15 protein-coding genes are annotated in these 16,273 nt (G+C 72.6%); 9 read left to right on the top strand and 6 right to left on the bottom strand.

The window, feature by feature from the left end:
- Nucleotides 1-124: 124 nt before the first annotated feature.
- The gene (trxA, locus tag ACLQ2N_RS01850; protein WP_425808525.1) at nt 125-457 is read right to left on the bottom strand and encodes a thioredoxin; all 333 of its coding nucleotides are present in this window, start codon (nt 455-457) and stop codon (nt 125-127) included.
- Nucleotides 458-460: 3 nt separating this feature from the next.
- Entirely contained in the window at nt 461-865 is a 405-nt protein-coding gene (locus ACLQ2N_RS01845; protein ID WP_425808524.1) for a MerR family transcriptional regulator, read from the bottom strand.
- A gap of 374 nt (nt 866-1,239) precedes the next feature.
- On the opposite strand from ACLQ2N_RS01845, the gene ACLQ2N_RS01840 reads away from it, so the two are divergent.
- The 3 genes from ACLQ2N_RS01840 to ACLQ2N_RS01830 all read left to right on the top strand — a co-directional run bounded on the left by ACLQ2N_RS01840 (nt 1,240) and on the right by ACLQ2N_RS01830 (nt 3,514).
- Complete coding sequence (locus ACLQ2N_RS01840) at nt 1,240-2,286, top strand: peptidoglycan-binding protein (RefSeq protein WP_425808523.1); 1,047 nt, start codon at nt 1,240-1,242, stop codon at nt 2,284-2,286.
- A gap of 220 nt (nt 2,287-2,506) precedes the next feature.
- Nucleotides 2,507-2,857: a hypothetical protein gene (locus ACLQ2N_RS01835; RefSeq protein WP_425808522.1), complete on the top strand. Its 351-nt coding sequence runs from the start codon at nt 2,507-2,509 to the stop codon at nt 2,855-2,857.
- A 93-nt stretch (nt 2,858-2,950) separates the two neighbouring features.
- Entirely contained in the window at nt 2,951-3,514 is a 564-nt protein-coding gene (locus ACLQ2N_RS01830; RefSeq protein WP_425808521.1) for a L,D-transpeptidase, read from the top strand.
- Nucleotides 3,515-3,596: 82 nt separating this feature from the next.
- On the opposite strand, the gene ACLQ2N_RS01825 is transcribed toward ACLQ2N_RS01830, so the two are convergent.
- Nucleotides 3,597-4,970, bottom strand: a complete 1,374-nt coding sequence (locus ACLQ2N_RS01825) for a cation:dicarboxylate symporter family transporter (protein WP_425808977.1) — start codon at nt 4,968-4,970, stop codon at nt 3,597-3,599.
- A 170-nt stretch (nt 4,971-5,140) separates the two neighbouring features.
- Here ACLQ2N_RS01825 and ACLQ2N_RS01820 point away from each other — a divergent pair, with 170 nt between their 5' ends.
- The 3 genes from ACLQ2N_RS01820 (at nt 5,141) to ACLQ2N_RS01810 (ending at nt 8,240) form a co-directional block, all read left to right on the top strand.
- Nucleotides 5,141-6,766 (top strand): sensor histidine kinase, encoded by a 1,626-nt coding sequence (locus tag ACLQ2N_RS01820; RefSeq protein WP_425808520.1) that lies wholly within the window; start codon nt 5,141-5,143, stop codon nt 6,764-6,766.
- Nucleotides 6,763-7,437, top strand: a complete 675-nt coding sequence (locus ACLQ2N_RS01815; RefSeq protein WP_425808519.1) for a response regulator — start codon at nt 6,763-6,765, stop codon at nt 7,435-7,437. The genes ACLQ2N_RS01820 and ACLQ2N_RS01815 overlap by 4 nt, the downstream gene beginning before the upstream one ends.
- Before the next feature lie 173 nt (nt 7,438-7,610).
- Nucleotides 7,611-8,240 carry a helix-turn-helix domain-containing protein gene (locus tag ACLQ2N_RS01810; protein ID WP_425808975.1) on the top strand — a complete coding sequence of 210 codons (630 nt, stop codon included), beginning with the start codon at nt 7,611-7,613 and terminating at the stop codon, nt 8,238-8,240.
- 60 nt (nt 8,241-8,300) lie between these two features.
- On the opposite strand, the gene ACLQ2N_RS01805 is transcribed toward ACLQ2N_RS01810, so the two are convergent.
- On the bottom strand, nt 8,301-9,326 hold the full coding sequence (locus ACLQ2N_RS01805) for an ATP-dependent 6-phosphofructokinase (protein ID WP_425808518.1): 1,026 nt from the start codon (nt 9,324-9,326) through the stop codon (nt 8,301-8,303).
- Between the two features lie 264 nt (nt 9,327-9,590).
- Here ACLQ2N_RS01805 and pta point away from each other — a divergent pair, with 264 nt between their 5' ends.
- From pta to pyk, 3 genes are all read left to right on the top strand, one after another.
- The gene (pta, locus tag ACLQ2N_RS01800; protein ID WP_425808517.1) at nt 9,591-11,717 is read left to right on the top strand and encodes a phosphate acetyltransferase; all 2,127 of its coding nucleotides are present in this window, start codon (nt 9,591-9,593) and stop codon (nt 11,715-11,717) included.
- A 5-nt stretch (nt 11,718-11,722) separates the two neighbouring features.
- Nucleotides 11,723-12,964, top strand: coding sequence for an acetate kinase (locus ACLQ2N_RS01795; RefSeq protein ID WP_425808516.1), 1,242 nt, complete (start codon nt 11,723-11,725; stop codon nt 12,962-12,964).
- Nucleotides 12,965-13,038: 74 nt separating this feature from the next.
- Nucleotides 13,039-14,469 carry a pyruvate kinase gene (gene pyk, locus ACLQ2N_RS01790; RefSeq protein ID WP_425808515.1) on the top strand — a complete coding sequence of 477 codons (1,431 nt, stop codon included), beginning with the start codon at nt 13,039-13,041 and terminating at the stop codon, nt 14,467-14,469.
- A 56-nt stretch (nt 14,470-14,525) separates the two neighbouring features.
- Here pyk and ACLQ2N_RS01785 read toward each other — a convergent pair whose 3' ends face one another.
- Both ACLQ2N_RS01785 and ACLQ2N_RS01780 read right to left on the bottom strand, forming a co-directional pair.
- On the bottom strand, nt 14,526-15,290 hold the full coding sequence (locus ACLQ2N_RS01785) for a hypothetical protein (protein WP_425808514.1): 765 nt from the start codon (nt 15,288-15,290) through the stop codon (nt 14,526-14,528).
- Nucleotides 15,274-16,230 carry a hypothetical protein gene (locus ACLQ2N_RS01780; protein WP_425808513.1) on the bottom strand — a complete coding sequence of 319 codons (957 nt, stop codon included), beginning with the start codon at nt 16,228-16,230 and terminating at the stop codon, nt 15,274-15,276. The genes ACLQ2N_RS01785 and ACLQ2N_RS01780 overlap by 17 nt, the downstream gene beginning before the upstream one ends.
- Nucleotides 16,231-16,273: the final 43 nt, after the last annotated feature.

The following is a 16,273-nucleotide window of genomic DNA, read 5'->3' as shown; positions in this document are numbered from 1 at the left end:
GGCCCCGGGCGGGCGGGCGGGGGTGGGGGTGCGGGTCCCGCGGGTGCCCCGGGTGGGGTCCCCGCGGGGGTGCGGGGTGCCCCCCCGGGGGGGGGGGGGCCGCGCCCCCCCCCCCCCGGGCGGTTCAGAGCACGTCCTCCAGTTCCTGGAGGAGCCGGCGCTTCGGGCGGGCGCCGACCATGGACTTCACCGGTTCGCCGTCCCGGAACACCATGAGGGTGGGCATCGAGAGGACGCCGTACCGGGTGCTGATCCCCGGGTTGCGGTCGACGTCGATCTGGACGACGCGGAGCCGTTCGCGCTCCTCCTCGGCGACGGCGCCCAGGACCGGGGCGAGCTGGCGGCAGGGGCCGCACCAGTCGGCGGTGAACTCCACCAGGACGGGCCGGGTCTCCCCCCGCACCTCGGCGTCGAAGGTCTCGTCGGTGAGCTCGTCGACGCCCGTTGCACGGATCATCTGTCATCCTCCCAGTTCGCAGCGTGGTTCGGGACCGCCGGGCAGCCCGGCGGACGCCTCCAGCTCGGCGCGGGCCAGCTGGGCGCCCACCTCCGTGCGGACGGCCCGCAGCTGCTCGATGAGCCGGTCGAGCTCGCCGAGCTTGCGCCGGTAGACGGCGAGCGACGCGGGGCAGGCGTCCCCGGCGGGGTGCCCGGCGCGCAGGCACTCCACGAAGGGCCGGGTCTCCTCCAGGTCGAACCCGAAGTCCTGGAGGGTCCGGATCTGCCGGATCAGCCTGAGGTCGCCCTCGTCGTACGTGCGGTAGCCGTTCACCGCGCGCCGCGCGGGCAGCAGCCCGCGCGACTCGTAGTAGCGCAGCGTCCGCGTCGTCGTCCCGGCCCGTTCGGCCAGCTCCCCGATTCGCATACCGCGACCGTAATCCTTGACGCCGACGTCAAGGCAAGGGCCGGCTGTGCGCGGAGAGCGGGTCCGCGGGCTCCGGGGTGGCTGACGCGCGGCCACCCCTCCGGGTGAATGCCCGGTGGCGGCGGACGGGGGCGGTGGACGGGGGCGGCCACCACGGCGCTGCGGAATTCTCCTGTTCCGAGGCCGCCCGTTCGTCCGGGCGAGGGCGGAGCAACCGTGCCGGACGGCCGATTCCTCTCGCTACGATCTGCTCCGTTGTCGGCGGATGCATCCGGTTATGCACCTATGCACGTCATCTGACCTGCGTATATGCCGACAGGCAGGAGGACTCGGCCCGGTGCCGGTCCCGCGCCACGACCGGGAGGAACGCAGGCATGGCAGATGGGCAGGGGAGCGCAAGCCGTGAGGCCCCTCCCGGAGTACTGCTCGCGGGGCTGCTGCGCGGGTGGTGGGAGGCAGCCGGAGGGCCGGACGGTGGTACGCGGCCTACGCAGCAGGCGCTGGCCTCGCGCCTCGGCATCGACCAGACCACGCTCTCGCGCTACCTGAACCGGAAGCACCCGTCCACCGCACCGCCGCGCGTGGTCGTGGCGCTGCACGCCCAGCTCGGGGCCCCCGCCGCGGAGCTGGAACAGGCACGAGCGTGGTGCCGGGCGGCCCTGGAGGACCAGAGCCGCCAACGGGAGGCCGTCATCCACCCGCAGGAGGGAGCCGGCAGCGCCGAAGCCGCCGCCGGAGCGAGTCAGGCGTCCGGTGCGCGCGACGGCCGTGCCCGGGGCCCGCTCCTTGGCCGACGGCTGCCGGTGGCGGCTCTCACATCGGCGGCCCTGGTGGCGGCGTTCGCCGCCGGGGCCGTCACGCAGCAGCGCTGGAAGCCGGATCCGACGCCCGTGGCCCGCGAGGAGGGCCGGGCGGGTGCGGCTCCCACGGCCGGGGCATCGCGCGCCTGGCCGGTGCTGAGGCGGAAGCGGCACGAGGACCAGTTCACGTGGGGCCGCGCCCTGCAGTACCTGCTGAAGGAGGCGGGTTACGAGCTGGAGCCGGACGGGATCTTCGGGGACAGGACGTACCGGGCCGTCGTGGACTTCCAGCGCGAGAACCACCTGCCCGTGGACGGCAAGGTGGGCCGGAGGACCTGGCCGCTGCTGGTCCGGGACATCGCACCGGGAGACCGGGGCTTCGCCGTGCGGGCCGCGCAGGAACTGCTGGACAACGCGGGTCAGGGTGCCACGGAGGTGACGGGGACGTTCACCGCGACGAACGCCGCCGAAGTGAGCTTCTTCCAGCAGACACAGGGACTGCGCCCGACCGGCCGGATCGACACGGACACCTGGCTGGCCCTGCTGGTGAGCCAGAGCCCGCCCCAGGGGACGCCCTCTCACCAGCGGTCCGCCACCCCTTCGGCGTCCGCATCTCCGTGAGGGCCCACGGCCGGGGACGGCGCGGCGTCGGCACGCATGGCCGACCGGCTTCCTGCCTGGAGGCATAACGGCAGGTCAGGGCGGTGCGCGCGCGGCTGCATGGATGCGCCTACGCAGGCATACGGCATCTCTTCGTCCCGCCGGTCCGGGACGGGCAGCCTGGTGGTGCGCCCAGCGATCCGTGGCGGCGCCTCTCCCACCGGCTCTCTAGGAGTTCCTCATGTCCGCTGTCCGCAAGACCCTCTCCTCCACCCTCTCGGCCGTCGTGCTCGCCGGCGGGCTGGCCCTCGGTGTGGCCGGCCCGGCGCACGCCGACGGGTGCGGCGTCACCCGGGCCCCGAAGATCAGCGGCGCCACGGCCTCCTGGCGGGTCGCCTGCCCGACCGGCAACTCCGTCCGGGTCACGGGCTGGGTGGAGGACACCCGCATGGACGGGGACTGCGCCATCGTCCGCGTCGTCGCCGGCAGCACGCAGAAGACGAAGAAGGCGTGCGGCTCGGGCGTCCGTGAGCCCTTCTCCTTCGACTTCCGGGGGACCCGCTCGGCCCAGGTCCGCCTGGCCACCGTCTGATCCGCGCCCCGCACCCGCGTATTCGGGCGCGGACCCGCGCCCGGACCACACCCCGGCCGACCGGCCGACCGCACAGATGGAGCTGATGACCGCATGAAGACGTTCAAGCCGCTCGTCCACGGCGTCCTGATCACGGCAGCCCTGGCGGCGACCGTGGTGGCGCCGCCTTCGGCCGCCGCCACCGCCGAGGCCGCCGCACCGGCCACGGCCCTGGTGTTCGACAAGAACCCGAAGGCGCCCGGCGACTCACGGCTGCTCGTCTACCGGAACGGGAAGCTGCACGCCGCCTTCCGGGCCGGATCGGGCTACGGCTCCCAGGGCACGAACGACTGTGCCGTCGGCAAGGGCTGGATCCCGAACGGCAACTGGAGGATCAAGCTGAAGGACACCCGCTACAACGGCAGGCTCATCAAGGGGTACGCGGTGTGGCTGGAGAACATGCCGTGCTCCACGAAGCGCGCGACCCGCACGGAGATGTTCATCCATTCCGAGATGAACCGTGACGGCAGCCGGGGGAAGACCGAGGCCCGCCGCTGGGACGGTGCGAGCGACTACAGGTCCAACGGCTGCGTGAAGCTGAACCCGACGGACATCGCGAAGATGTTCAGGCTGCTGAACCGGATCGGCTGGCCGACCCACCTGCGCGTGACCGCGTGACGGGTCCGTACGCCGCGCGCGGTCGCCGCCCGTGAGCAGTGGGGGCCGGTACGGGGCTCCCGTACCGGCCCATGGCCTTGCGTCAGGCCTTGGTGAGCGCGGACCGGTCCTCGCCGCCCCTGGCCTCGGGAACGTGCGGCTCACCGGTGTGGGCGTCGTCCGTCATCGTCGTCTCGTCGAAGGGCAGCGCGCCGGAGAGCACCTGGCCGACCCGTTCGCGGTCGATCTCCTTGGTCCAGGTGCCGACGAGGACCGTGGCGACCGCGTTGCCCGCGAAGTTGGTCAGGGCGCGGGCCTCGCTCATGAAGCGGTCGATGCCGACGATCAGGCCCACGCCGTCGACCAGTTCGGGGCGGTGCGACTGGAGGCCGCCGGCGAGGGTGGCGAGGCCGGCGCCGGTGACGCCCGCCGCGCCCTTGGAGGCGATGACCATGAAGACCAGCAGGGAGATCTGCTCACCGATGCTCAGCGGGTCGCCCGTCGCGTTGGCGATGAACAGCGAGGCCATCGTGAGGTAGATCGCGGTGCCGTCCAGGTTGAAGGAGTAGCCGGTCGGCACGGTGATGCCGACGACGGGCTTGCTGACGCCCAGGTGCTCCATCTTCGCGATCAGCCGGGGCAGCGCCGACTCCGACGAGGAGGTGGACAGGATCAGCAGGAACTCCCGGCCGAGGTACTTCAGCAGCGTGAAGATGTTGAGCCCCGCGACCAGGCGCAGGATCGCGCCGAGCACCACGAAGACGAAGAGCGCGCAGGTGATGTAGAAGCCGATCATGATGACCGCGAGGGACGTGAGCGCGTCCACGCCGGTCTCGCCGACCACCGCGGCCATCGCGCCGAACGCGCCGATGGGTGCCGCCCACATGATCATGGCGAGGATGCGGAAGACGAGGCGCTGGATGTGCCCGATGCCGCGCAGCACCGGCTCGCCCGCCGGGCCCAGGGCCTGGAGGGCGAAGCCCGCGAGCAGGGCGATCAGCAGGGTCTGGAGGACCTCGCCCTCGGTGAAGGCGGAGACCAGGGTCGTCGGGATGATGCCGAGCAGGAAGTCCGTGGTGGACTCGCCGGCCCCCTCGGCCTGCTTCTCCCCGGCGGCGCGGACCGCCTCGGTGAGGTGGAGGCCGGAGCCGGGTTCCAGGATGTTGCCGACGATCAGGCCGATGGCCAGGGCGACCGTGGACATGACCAGGAAGTAGCCGAGGGCGAGGCCGCCGACGGCCCCGACCTTGGCGGCCTTGCGGACCGAGCCGACGCCCAGGACGATCGTGCAGAAGATGATGGGCGAGATCATCATCTTGATCAGGTTCACGAACCCGGTGCCGATGGGCTTGAGCTCCACGGCGGCGTCCGGGGCGACGAAGCCCACGAAGATGCCGAGGCCGACGGCCACGATCACGGCGAGATACAGATACTTCGTACGGTCCGGCTTGGTGCGTTCCGCTTCGGCGGCGCTCACTGCCACGGGGGTCTCCTCGGGTCGTCGTCGTCCCACCCCCGTGCCGGGGGTCCCGGCGACTATCCCGCCCGCTGTGACGGCGGTCACCGTTGCGTGCGTTTCGTTCACAGGTGGGGCCGCCCCCCGGTGGCCGGCCCCACCTAGGTTTTCGGCCAGGCACACTGAGGGGCATGCGTTTCCCCCGTACCCGGCCGCGCAGCCTGGCCGGCCAGCTGTTCGCGTGGCAGGTGGTGCTGGTGGCGGCCGTCGTGGCGGGGTGCGCGTTCTTCGCGTACGTCTCCGGGCGCGGCCAGGCCGAGGAGACGGCGGCCCGGCAGGCGCGGGCGGTGGCCCTCTCGGTGGCCGGATCGCCGTCCGTCCGGGAGGCGATCCGCACCGACGACCCGTCCGCCGTGCTCCAGCCGTACGCGGAGCGGGTGCGCAAGGACACCGGGGTCGCCTTCGTCACGATCATGAGCCCGGCCCGGGTCCGCTGGACGCACCCGCACACCGATCAGATCGGCGCGACCTTCCTCGGGCACACCGCCCGGGCGCTGCGCGGGGAGACCTTCTCGGAGACGTACACCGGCACGCTCGGGCCCTCGATCCGGGTCGTCACCCCGGTCCGCGACGGCGGCCGGATCACCGGCCTGGTCAGCGCGGGCATCACCGTGGACCGGGTCTCCTCGCAGGTGCGGGCCCAGCTGGGCGCCCTGGCGCTGGCGGCCGGCGCGGCGCTGGTGCTCGGCGGGCTCGGCACGTACGTGATCAACGCCCGGCTGCGGCGGCACACGCACGGGATGAACGCGACGGAGCTGAGCCGGATGCACGACTACCACGAGGCGACCCTGCACGCCGTGCGCGAGGGGCTCCTGATGCTGGACGGTCAGCGCCGGATCGCCCTGGTCAACGACGCGGGCCGGGAACTCCTCGGTCTGCCCCCCGGCATCGTCGGCCGCAGGATCGCCGATCTCGATCTGCCGGCCCCGCTGACCGGGGCGCTGCTCGCCTCCGAGGAGCGGGTGGACGAGGTGCACCTGACCGCGGACCGGGTCATCGTCGTGAACACCCGCCCGGTGGTCGGCGGCGAACGGCGCGGGACCGTGGTGACCCTGCGCGACCGCACCGAGCTCCAGGCGCTGTCCGGGGAGCTGGACTCGGAGCGCGGCTTCACCCGGGCGCTGCGCTCCCAGGCGCACGAGGCGGCGAACCGGCTGCACACCGTGGTCTCGCTGATCGAGCTGGGCCGGGCGGACGAGGCGGTGGGCTTCGCCACGGCCGAGCTGGAGCTGGCCCAGGCGCTCACCGACCGGGTGGTGGGCGCGGTCGCCGAACCGGTGCTCGCGGCCCTGCTGCTCGGCAAGGCGGCCCAGGCGAACGAGCGGGGCGTGGAGCTGGTGCTCGCGGAGGACAGCCTCATCGACGACGGCGCCCTGCCCGCGTCGCTGCCCGCCCGCGATCTGGTGACCATCCTCGGCAACCTGATCGACAACGCGGTGGACGCGGTGACGGGCGCGCGGGAGGCGGGGGTGCCCGCCCGGCGCGGGCGGGTCACGGTCACCGCGCTCGCCGAGGCGGGCGAACTCCTACTGCGTGTCGCGGACAACGGGGCCGGGGTCGGCCCGGCGGACGCGGCCGAGGTGTTCCGGGCCGGCTGGTCGACGCACGGCGCGGGGCGCGGCCTCGGCCTGGCCCTGGTCCGCCAGGCGGCACACCGGGGCGGCGGGACGGTGGCGCTGGAGCGGGGCCCGGACGGGGGCGCGGAGTTCACCGTGCGGCTCCCGCTGGCGCTCGCGGCGAAGGAGGGCGTCTCGTGATCCGGGTCCTGGTCGTGGAGGACGACCCCGTGGCGGCCGACGCCCATCAGCTGTACGTGGGCAGGGTGCCCGGCTTCGCCGTGGCCGCCGTGGCGCACTCGGGCGGCGAGGCCGTACGGGCGCTGGAGCGCACCCCGGTCGACCTGCTGCTCCTCGACCTCTATCTGCCCGACGGGCACGGGCTCCAGCTACTGCGCTCGCTGCGGGCGGCCGGGCACTCGGCGGACGTGATCGCGGTGACCTCCGCCCGCGACCTGACCGTGGTCCGGGAGGGCGTCTCGCTGGGTGTCGTGCAGTACGTCCTGAAGCCGTTCACCTTCGCCACCCTGCGGGACCGGCTCGTGCGGTACGCGGATTTCCGGGCGGCGGCCGGTGAGGCGAGCGGTCAGGACGAGGTGGACCGGGCGCTCGCCGCGCTGCGCGCCCCGGAGCCGGCCCGGCTGCCCAAGGGCCTCAGCGGCCCGACCCTGGAGGCGGTGACCGGGGCGCTGCGGGCGGCCCCGGACGGTATCAGCGCTTCGGCGGCGGGTCTGGAGCTGGGGATCTCGCGGATCACCGCACGCCGCTATCTGGAGCACCTGGTGACGGTGGGGCGGGCGGTGCGCAGTCCGCTGTACGGACAGGTGGGGCGGCCCGAGCTGCACTACCGGTGGCGGCCGGAGGGGCGCTGATCCGGGCGACCGGTCCCGCCGTGCGGCTTTTGCCCCTAGGACCTTCCTCCGAGGCGTGTTCTCGGGTGAACACACCGTAGTCAGCGGGGCCCCCGCCTCCTTACGGTGTCCCCGTGCACACCTCCCCGCCTTTCAACGCTTCCGCCGCGCGAAGACTCCGCGAGGCCCTGGGTATGGCTCCCGGCCATGTCGCCTACGGCCTCGGCGCTCAGTACGGACTGCGGATCACCGCCGAGACGGTGGCCGCCTGGGAGCGCGGGCTCGCGCTCCCCTCGGAGTACGAACTCACCGCGCTGGCCGGGGTGCTGTGGTGCGCCCCGGGCGAACTGCTGACGGCCGCGCGCAGTCTGCGCGAGCACCGGGTCTCCCGGGAGCTGTCGCCGGACGAGCTGGCCGCCCGGGTGGGGTTGGCCACCTCCGCGTATCTGCGGATGGAGGAGTCGGGGCGGTGGCGGGGCAACGAGCGCCAGTCCGCCGCGCTGAGTGAGGCGCTGGGCCTGACGCCCGCGGACTTCGTGACCGCGACCGGGCGCGAGGAGGAGCTGGCGGGCCTGCTGCGCAGCGCGGTGACGACGCGGTGGCAGGCGTACACCCGGCCGGTGGGCAAGCTGGTGCCGGTGGACCGGCGCCGCCTCCAGGAGGTCCTGGAGCGGCTGCACGGCGACTACCAGGCGCTGATGGTCTCCACGCTGAGCTGGAGCAGCGCGGGCACGGACCGGCCGGGCAACACCGGCGAGGAGGGCCGGGCCTTCCTCACCGGGATCGTGCCGCGGTTCTGGGACACGGCCGGCCCTCCGGCGTAACGGGAGGGGGCCCCGGGCCGGAAGACCGCGGCCCCCGGTGCGACGGGGAAGGCGCCCCGGTCAGAAGACCGACTCGGCCTCGTGCATCCGGTCCAGCGGGACCGTCTTGAGCTGGGTGACCGCCTCGGCGAGCGGGACCATCACGATGTCGTTGCCGCGCAGCGCGGTCATCCGGCCGAAGTCGCCGCGGTGGGCCGCCTCCACGGCGTGCCAGCCGAAGCGGGTGGCGAGGACGCGGTCGTACGCGGTCGGCGTGCCGCCTCGCTGGACGTGGCCGAGGATGACCGGGCGGGCCTCCTTGCCGAGCCGCTTCTCCAGCTCGACGGCCAGGCGGTTGCCGATGCCCTGGAACCGCTCGTGTCCGAACTGGTCGATCTCGCCCTTGGCGTACGGCATGGAGCCCTCGGCCGGGTGCGCGCCCTCGGCCACGCAGATGACGGCGAACTTCTTGCCGCGCGCGAAGCGCTCCTCGACCATCTTGACCAGGTCGTCCACCTCGAACTTGCGCTCGGGGAGGCAGATGCCGTGCGCGCCGCCGGCCATGCCGGACTCCAGGGCGATCCAGCCCGCGTGGCGGCCCATCACCTCGACCACCATCACGCGCTGGTGGGACTCGGCGGTGGTCTTCAGACGGTCTATGGCCTCGGTCGCGACGCCCACGGCGGTGTCGAAGCCGAACGTGCGGTCGGTGGAGGAGATGTCGTTGTCGATGGTCTTCGGGACGCCGACGACGGGCATGCCGGCGTCCGCCAGCATCCGGGCCGCGGTGAGCGTGCCCTCGCCGCCGATCGGGATCAGCGCGTCCATGCCGTAACGGCGGCTCAGCTCGGCGCAGTTCTCGGCGGCCTCGCGCAGCCGGGCGCGCTCCAGGCGGGCCGAGCCGAGGACGGTGCCGCCGCGGGCGAGGATGCCGCTGACCGCGTTCAGGTCGAGGGGCCTGAAGTGGCCGTCGAGGAGGCCCTTGAAGCCGTCCTCGAAGCCGATGACCTCGTCGCCGTGGCCGACGACGGCCCGGTGGACGACCGAACGGATCACTGCGTTCAGGCCGGGGCAGTCGCCGCCTGCGGTAAGAACTCCGATGCGCATCCTGTTCCGTCTCCTGCTCGCTGGGCCCGTCCGTTTTGGCATCCGGTACGGGGGCTTCTACCGCTTCCCCCGTACCGTGAGTCACGACGAGTGTCCCACGCCGGGCGCGCGGCTCGCGCTCCCGGCTGCTTCGGGGCGGCCTGGTGACGCCCTCGCGGGCAGTCGTCCGGCGGGCGGCCCCTACGCCCCCACGGGTATCGTCAAACGGGCGATTACCACTCGAACCGGGCACCATACCGGACCAGAGACGACGGGAGAGCACGCGTGACGCGCAGCGTGTACGTGACCGGGATCGACCGGGGGGACGGCCGCCAGGTCGTGGACCTGGGCGTCATGGAGCTGCTGACCCGGCAGGTGGACCGGGTCGGGGTGTTCCGCCCCCTGGTGCACGACGACCCCGACCGGCTGTTCGAGCTGCTGCGGGCCCGCTACCGGCTCTCCCAGGACCCGGGCACGGTCTACGGGATGGACTACCACGAGGCGTCCGCGATCCAGGCCGAGCAGGGCACCGACGAACTCGTCTCCCGGCTGGTCGAGCGCTTCCACCGGGTCGCCGTCGACTACGAGGTGGTGCTCGTCCTCGGCACCGACTACGCCGGCACCCAGCTCCCCGATGAGCTGGCGCTCAACGCCCGGCTGGCCAACGAGTTCGGCGCCTCGGTGATCGCGGTCGTCGGCGGCAAGGACCAGAACGCGGAGTCGGTGCGCGCCGAGACCCGCAACGCGTACCGGGCCTACTCGGGGCTCGGCTGCGACGTGCTCGCGATGATCGTGAACCGGGTGGCCCCCGCCGACCGGGACGTCGTCGCGGAACGCCTCACCGCGACCCTGCCGGTCCCCTGCTCGGTGCTGCCGGACGAGCCGGCCCTCGCGGCGCCGACGGTCGCCCAGATCACCGCGGCCCTGGGCGGCACGGTGCTCCTCGGCGACGACTCGGGGCTCGCCCGGGACGCGCTGGACTTCGTCTTCGGCGGCGCGATGCTGCCGAACCTGCTGAAGGCACTGACCCCGGGGTGCATGGTGGTGACGCCCGGGGACCGGGCGGACCTGGTGGTCGGCTCGCTCGCCGCGCACAGCGCCGGTACGCCGCCGATCGCCGGGGTGCTGCTGACCCTGGACGAGCGGCCCGGCGAGGAGATACTCACGCTGGCCGCGCGGCTCGCCCCGGGGACCCCGGTCGTCTCGGTGGCCGGCGGCTCCTTCCCCACCGCCGCGGAGCTCTTCGCCCTGGAGGGCAGGCTCAACGCGGCGACCCCGCGCAAGGCGGAGACCGCGCTCGGCCTCTTCGAGCGGCACGTCGACACCGCCGCCCTCCTCGACCGGGTCTCGGTCGCCCGCAGCGGCCGGGTCACGCCGATGATGTTCGAGCACGAGCTCCTGGAGCAGGCCCGCGCGGACCGGCGCCGGGTGGTGCTGCCGGAGGGCACCGAGGAGCGCGTGCTGCGCGCGGCGGACGTGCTGATGCGCCGGGACGTCTGCGACCTCACGCTGCTCGGCGACCAGGACGTCATCCGCAAGAAGGCCGCCGACCTCGGCATCGACCTGGCCGGGACCCAGCTCATCGACCCCCAGACCTCGGAGCTGCGCCAGTCGTTCGCCGAGCGGTACGCACAGCTGCGGGCGCACCGCGGGGTGACGGTCGAGCTGGCGTACGACGTGGTCTCGGACGTCAACTACTTCGGCACCCTGATGGTCCAGGAGGGCCTGGCCGACGGCATGGTCTCGGGGGCGGTGCACTCCACGGCGGCGACCATCCGGCCGGCCTTCGAGATCATTAGAACGAAGGGGGCCGAGCGGAGCTCGTCAGGCAGGGTGGCGGCGGGCGATGGGGGGACCAAGCCGGACGCCTCCATCGTGTCCTCGGTGTTCTTCATGTGCCTCGCCGACAAGGTGCTGGTGTACGGCGACTGCGCGGTCAATCCGGACCCGGACGCCGAGCAGCTCGCGGACATCGCCGTGCAGTCCGCCGCCACGGCCGCCCGCTTCGGCGTGGACCCCCGGATCGCGATGCTGTCGTACTCGACGGGGACCTCGGGCACCGGCGCCGACGTGGACAAGGTGCGCGAGGCGACGGACCGGGTGCGCGCGAGCCGCCCGGACCTGAGGATCGAGGGGCCCATCCAGTACGACGCGGCGGTCGAGCCGAGCGTGGCCGCGACGAAGCTGCCGGGCTCCGAGGTGGCCGGGCAGGCGACGGTCCTGATCTTCCCGGACCTGAACACCGGCAACAACACGTACAAGGCCGTGCAGCGCTCCGCGGGCGCGGTGGCGGTGGGGCCGGTCCTCCAGGGGCTCCGCAAGCCGGTCAACGACCTGTCCCGGGGCGCACTGGTGCAGGACATCGTGAATACCGTGGCCATCACCGCGATCCAGGCCCAGGGCGAGGAGTGACCCGCATGACCACCCCGAACACCGACAACGCGGCGGCGGCCGGGAAGCCGAGCCGGGTGCTCGTGCTCAACTCCGGCTCGTCCTCCGTGAAGTACCAACTGCTCGACATGGACGACCGCTCCCGGCTGGCGTCCGGGCTCGTCGAGCGGATCGGCGAGGAGACCTCCCGGCTCGTCCACACCCCGCCGGCCGGCGGCGGCGGGCCCCGGGAGCGCGCGGGCCGCATCGCCGACCACGACGAGGCGCTGAGGGCGGCGGCCGAGGAGCTGGCGGCCGACGGGCTCGGCCTGGACTCCCCCGGCCTCGCGGCGATCGGGCACCGGGTGGTGCACGGCGGGCTGCGGTTCACCGCGCCGACCGTGATCACCGACGACGTGCTCAAGGAGATCGAGCGCCTGGTGCCCGTGGCTCCGCTGCACAACCCGGCCAACATCACGGGCATCCGCACCGCCCGGGCGCTGCGCCCGGACCTGCCGCAGGTGGCGGTGTTCGACACGGCGTTCCACACGACGATGCCGGAGTACGCGGCGCGGTACGCGATCGACGTGGAGACGGCCGACGCCCACCGCATCCGCCGCTACGGTTTCCACGGCACCTCGCACGCCTACGTCTCGCGCAAGGCGGCCGAGCTGCTGGGCAAGGAGCCGGCGGACGTCAACGTCATCGTGCTGCACCTGGGCAACGGGGCGTCCGCCTCGGCGGTCGCGGGCGGCCGGTGCGTGGAGACGTCGATGGGGCTGACCCCCTTGGAGGGGCTGGTGATGGGTACCCGCTCCGGGGACATCGATCCGGCCGTCACCTTCCACCTCAAGCGGGTGGCGGGGATGTCGGCGGACGAGATCGACGTCCTGCTCAACAAGAAGAGCGGCCTGGTGGGGCTGTGCGGTGACAACGACATGCGGGAGATCCGGCGCCGGGTGGACGAGGGCGACGAGCGTGCCGCGCTCGCCTTCGACATCTACGTCCACCGGCTGAAGAAGTACATCGGCGCCTATTCGGCGGTCCTCGGCCGGGTGGACGCCGTGGTGTTCACGGCGGGGGTGGGCGAGAACTCCGCTCCGGTGCGCGAGGCTGCGATCGCCGGGCTGGAGGAGCTGGGCCTCGCGGTGGACGCGGATCTCAACGCCGTACGGTCCGGCGTACCGCGGCTGATCTCGCCGGATTACGCACGGGTCGCGGTCGCCGTGGTGCCGACCGACGAGGAGCTGGAGATCGCCAACCAGACCTTCGCACTGGTCGACAACTGAGCGGGCCTCCGCCCTTTTGTATCTTCCACCAGCCGGAATATTCCGCAGCGAAACAAACCGATAGGATCCGCCTCATGCGCCGTTCCAAAATCGTCTGCACCCTCGGCCCCGCCGTCGACTCCCACGAGCAGCTCGTCGCTCTGATCGAGGCCGGCATGAGCGTGGCCCGTTTCAACTTCAGTCACGGCTCCCACGCGGAACACCAGGGTCGTTACGACCGGGTCCGCAAGGCCGCCGCCGAGACCGGGCGGGCGGTCGGCGTGCTCGCCGACCTCCAGGGCCCGAAGATCCGCCTGGCGAAGTTCGCCGAGGGTCCGGTCGAGCTGGTCCGCGGGGACGAGTTCGTCATCACCGCCGAGGACGTCCCCGGGGACAAGTCGATCTGCGGCACGACCTACAAGGGCCTGCCCGGTGACGTCGCCAAGGGCGACCCGATCCTGATCAACGACGGCAACGTCGAGCTCAAGGTCGTCTCCGTGGACGGCCCCCGGGTCCACACCATCGTCATCGAGGGCGGGGTGATCTCCGACCACAAGGGGATCAACCTGCCGGGTGCCGCGGTCAACGTCCCGGCCCTGTCCGAGAAGGACGTCGAGGACCTGCGCTTCGCGCTCCGGATGGGCGCCGACATGGTCGCGCTCTCCTTCGTCCGCGACGCCAACGACGTCAAGGACGTCCACAAGGTGATGGACGAGGAGGGCCGCCGGGTCCCCGTCATCGCAAAGGTGGAGAAGCCGCAGGCCGTCGAGCACATGGAGGGCGTCGTCATGGCGTTCGACGGTGTGATGGTCGCCCGTGGCGACCTCGCCGTCGAATACCCGCTGGAGAAGGTCCCGATGGTGCAGAAGCGCCTGGTGGAGCTGTGCCGGCGCAACGCCAAGCCGGTGATCGTGGCGACCCAGATGATGGAGTCGATGATCACCAACTCCCGTCCGACCCGCGCCGAGGCGTCCGACGTCGCCAACGCGATCCTGGACGGCGCGGACGCGGTCATGCTCTCCGCGGAGTCCTCGGTCGGCGCGTACCCGATCGAGACCGTCAAGACCATGTCGAAGATCGTGGTCGCCGCCGAGGAGGAGCTGCTCTCCAAGGGCCTCCAGCCGCTGGTGCCGGGCAAGAAGCCCCGCACCCAGGGCGGTTCGGTGGCCCGCGCGGCCTGCGAGATCGCGGACTTCCTGGGCGGCGAGGCGCTGGTCGCCTTCACCAAGTCCGGTGACACCGCCCGCCGTCTGTCCCGCTACCGCGCCGCCCAGCCGATCCTGGCGTTCACCACGGACGAGGCCACCCGCAACCAGCTGGCCCTCAGCTGGGGCGTCGAGGCCCACGTCGTCCCGCACGTGGACACCACGGACGCGATGGTCGACCTGGTCGACTCGGAGCTGCTGAAGCTCGGCCGCTACAACGAGGGCGACACGATGGTCATCACGGCCGGCTCGCCCCCCGGGGTCCCCGGCACCACCAACATGGTCCGCGTCCACCACGTGGGCGGCCAGGACCAGGGCTGACGCCCCGGCATGACCACGGTGCCCCCGGTTCCTCCGAACCGGGGGCACCGCCCTTTTCAGACCGGCGGCACCAGATCGCTCGCGCTGACGGTGCAGGTCAGCGCGGGGTACGCGAAGTCGGTCTCGGCGTTCTCGCGACGCCGCAGCCCGTAGAACGCGCGCCCCTGCTCCTCGTCCGCGAGCGTGAGCGGAACGCCCTGCGGGAGGTACGGGACCCCGTCGCGGAAGCGCAGGACGGTCTTCGACGTCCGGAAGGTCACGCCCAGCCACTCGTTGTCCCCGGACCGGCCGGCCGGGTCCGCGACGATCCGGTGCCTCAGCCGCCGGTTCGCCGCCACGGAGAAGGCGACCACCCCGTTGTGGACGAGCGGGATCTCCAGCGTCCCGGCGCCGGGCTCCTCCTTCGACTCGAAGACCAGCTTCCGGCGCGGGTCCGCCTCCGGGTCCCGATAGCAGGAGAAGACGGCGATGTACGCGTCACCGGCCAGGTCGAGCGCCTGGTCGCAGTGCCGGCCCATGGTCGTGTACGCGCTCGTGTAGCGCTCGGCCAGCGCGTTGTCGAAGGCGGCCGGGAGCCCTGCCCGCTCCCGCACCTCCCGTGCCAGCCGCTCGTGCACGTCCCGGAAGCGCAGCGCGGGACGCGCGTACCGCGTGGTCGTCCGTACGAGCGGCACACCGCCGTCCGCGTCCGGCCTGGTGAGCACGGCGCCCTTCCGGCCCTTGCCGACGTCCTCCATGGGCGTCGCCGCACACAGCTCCGCGAAGACGTCCGCCTCGGCCGGCAGCGCGCACCGGACGATGTCCTCAGATCCGGGGAGCACGGTAGTCCCCCGCGTTCATGCTGAAGCGGAACCGGTCGCCGTAGTCGATGAACGACGTGGACCGGTTCTCCTCGGCGTACAGCGCGCGCAGCTCCGCCATGCCCGCCTCGGTGGGCTGCTCCAGCTCCACCGGTCCCCCGGCGCCCTTGAGGTACGTACGGCCGTCCCGGTGCACGGCCTCGGTGCTGGAACAGCGCACGACGTACCCCAGGCGGGTCGGCAGGTACTCGGCGTTCAGCGTGGAGGGCCGGACCTCGTGCGTGTACAGGCGGTTGGTGGACAGCGGCATGAAGAAGACGGACCCGGGGTGGAGCGTGAGCGTGAACTGCGCGGGCAGGTCGTCGCGTTCGGCGGCCGGGTCCTTGAGCCGGAAGTGGAGCCGGGTGAGCGCGCTGGCGCGCCCCACGCCGTAGTCGTAGGGGTCGTCGGCCATGGGGCTCAGCCCGTCGAGCCGGTCGTAGAAGGTGCAGAAGGCCATGATGCCGTTGCGGGGCATGTCCTTCGTCTTGTCGGCGTGCGACGAGATCCGCGCCTTGGTCTGCTTGCGCTCCGTGGTGGCGCGGGTGTTGTGGTACGTCTGCGCCAGCACGTGGTTCAGCGGCGCATGGCCTCGGAAGAGGGTGTCGGCCTCCCGGTTCAGCGCGTCGACGATCTCCGTGTCCGTGGAGCGGAAGTTCTCGGTCGGACCGGACAGGTTCGTGGAGCACCGCAGCAGCCGGAAGTGCAGCGCGTCCCCTTCGCGGGTGACCGGCGTGAGGTAGATCCCGGTGCGGTGGGCCGTACCGGCCTTGGTGGACTCCGTCAGCGACTGGAACGCGTGCTCGGCGCGGATGCGCCTGAAGTGGCCCCCGTCCGGCGCGAAGAACCGGGGGTGATAAACCCCGCCACCGAGCCCGCCTCCCGCCTCGGTACGCGCTTCTCCCGGGTGTGTCACGTACATCGAACTCACTTGTCCCCCGCGGACGTTGACGAGCATGGCAGCG

This window comes from Streptomyces sp. DT224, from assembly GCF_049844595.1.
Classification (GTDB): domain Bacteria; phylum Actinomycetota; class Actinomycetes; order Streptomycetales; family Streptomycetaceae; genus Streptomyces.
This window is presented reverse-complemented; position numbering and strand designations above follow the sequence as displayed.

Coding starts and splice junctions, on each gene's coding strand:
- pyk (WP_425808515.1), top strand. CDS start 13,039: ATGCGCCGTTCCAAAATCGTCTGCACCCTCGGCCCCGCCGTCGACTCC.
- ACLQ2N_RS01835 (WP_425808522.1), top strand. CDS start 2,507: ATGTCCGCTGTCCGCAAGACCCTCTCCTCCACCCTCTCGGCCGTCGTG.
- ACLQ2N_RS01795 (WP_425808516.1), top strand. CDS start 11,723: ATGACCACCCCGAACACCGACAACGCGGCGGCGGCCGGGAAGCCGAGC.
- ACLQ2N_RS01830 (WP_425808521.1), top strand. CDS start 2,951: ATGAAGACGTTCAAGCCGCTCGTCCACGGCGTCCTGATCACGGCAGCC.
- ACLQ2N_RS01805 (WP_425808518.1), bottom strand. CDS start 9,326: ATGCGCATCGGAGTTCTTACCGCAGGCGGCGACTGCCCCGGCCTGAAC.
- ACLQ2N_RS01845 (WP_425808524.1), bottom strand. CDS start 865: ATGCGAATCGGGGAGCTGGCCGAACGGGCCGGGACGACGACGCGGACG.
- ACLQ2N_RS01820 (WP_425808520.1), top strand. CDS start 5,141: ATGCGTTTCCCCCGTACCCGGCCGCGCAGCCTGGCCGGCCAGCTGTTC.
- ACLQ2N_RS01780 (WP_425808513.1), bottom strand. CDS start 16,230: ATGTACGTGACACACCCGGGAGAAGCGCGTACCGAGGCGGGAGGCGGG.
- ACLQ2N_RS01840 (WP_425808523.1), top strand. CDS start 1,240: ATGGCAGATGGGCAGGGGAGCGCAAGCCGTGAGGCCCCTCCCGGAGTA.
- trxA (WP_425808525.1), bottom strand. CDS start 457: ATGATCCGTGCAACGGGCGTCGACGAGCTCACCGACGAGACCTTCGAC.
- ACLQ2N_RS01810 (WP_425808975.1), top strand. CDS start 7,611: ATGGCTCCCGGCCATGTCGCCTACGGCCTCGGCGCTCAGTACGGACTG.